The following is a 1,659-nucleotide window of genomic DNA, read 5'->3' as shown; positions in this document are numbered from 1 at the left end:
GGTTCCGGCGGTGTTCGAGGAGCGGGCCGTGGCCACTCCCGAGGCGGTGGCGCTGGTGTGCGGGGAGGAGGTGCTGACGTTCCGGGAGCTGAACGCGCGGGCCGACCGGCTGGCGTGCCGGCTGGTCGGTGCCGGGGTGGTGCCGGGGGCGATGGTGGCCTTGGCGCTGCCGCGCTCGGTGGAGACGGTGGTCGGGCTGCTGGCGGTGCTCAAGGCGGGTGGTGCCTATCTGCCGCTGGACGCCGAGTACCCGGTGGAGCGTACCGGGCGCATTCTGGCGGACGCGGGGCCCGTGCTGGTGCTGACGGATGCTCGTTGGCCGCTGCCGGAACTGCTGGCCGAACTTCCGGTGATGGATGTCACGGATGTGCCCGGTTCTACGGGGTTCGACAGGCCCGTGCTGTCCCCGCAGGATGCCGCGTATGTGATCCACACGTCCGGTTCGACGGGCCGGCCCAAGGGTGTGGTGGTTCCGCACGGCAGTCTGGCGGCGTTGTTGGCTGGTCACCGGGAGACGGTGATCGCGGACGCGGAGGCGGCGTACGGCCGGCTGCGGGTCGCGCTGACCGCTTCGCTCTGCTTCGACGCCTCGTTGGAGGTGGTGCTGTGGATGGTCGCGGGGCACGAGCTGCACCTGATCGGGGACGAGGTCCGCCGGGATGCCCGGCAGCTGGTGCGCCATGTGCGTGCGGCGGGGCTGGACGCGTTGCACGTGACTCCCTCGTACGCGGAGCAGTTGGTGGAGGAGGGGCTGCTGGAGGAGTGCGCGCCGAAGCTGTTGCTGCTCGGTGGTGAGGCGATCGGTCAGGGCCTGTGGTCCAGGCTGTGCGCGGCTCCGCTGACCGCCGGCCACACCATGTACGGGCCGACCGAGTCCACCGTGCACGCCCTCACCCGGCCGCTGGAGGGCGCGGAACGCCCGGTGCTCGGCCGGGTCGTCGCCGGGACCGCCGGATACGTGCTGGACGAGCACCTGAACCCGGCACCGGTCGGTGTCCCCGGGGAGCTCTACCTGTCGGGGGCCGGTCTGGCCCGCGGCTACCTCGGCCGCCCGGCGCTCACGGCGGAGCGGTTCGTCGCCAGCCCCTTCACGGCCGGCCAGAGGATGTACCGCACCGGCGACCTGGTCCGCCGCACCCGCGACGGCGAGCTGGAGTACCTCGGCCGCACCGACCACCAGGTCAAGGTCCGGGGCTTCCGGGTCGAACTCGGAGAGATCGAGGCCGTGTTGGCCGCCCACCCGGCCGTCCGCCAGGCCGCCGTGCTGCCCGACGACAGCGGTCGGCGCCTGGTCGCCTACGTGGTCGCCGACGGCCCCCTCGACCCGGTCGCCCTGCGCTCCTTCGCCGGCGAGTCGCTTCCCGGCTACATGGTCCCGGCCGCCGTCATGGCGCTCGACGCCCTGCCGCTGACCGCCAACGGCAAGCTGGACCGGGCCGCGCTCCCGGCCCCCGACTTCTCCGCGCCGGCCGGCGGCCGGGCCGCCCGGACCCCGCAGGAGGAGATCCTCTGCGGCCTGTTCCGCGAGGTGCTCGGCCTCGACGCGGTCGGCGCCGACGACGACTTCTTCGAGCTCGGCGGGCACTCCCTGCTCGCCACCCGGCTGCTCAGCCGGGTCCGTTCGACCCTGGGTGCCGAGCTGGCCGTCCGGGATGTCTT

Annotated in this window: 1 protein-coding gene; it reads left to right on the top strand. The window is 73.5% G+C overall.

Annotated elements, in window-relative coordinates:
- Positions 1–10 precede the first annotated feature (10 nt).
- A partial coding sequence (locus ACFRMQ_RS40595; protein ID WP_380735943.1) for a non-ribosomal peptide synthetase occupies positions 11–1,659 on the top strand: 1,649 nt, incomplete at its 3' end.

Source organism: Kitasatospora sp. NPDC056783 (assembly GCF_042789895.1).
Classification (GTDB): domain Bacteria; phylum Actinomycetota; class Actinomycetes; order Streptomycetales; family Streptomycetaceae; genus Kitasatospora.
This window is presented reverse-complemented; position numbering and strand designations above follow the sequence as displayed.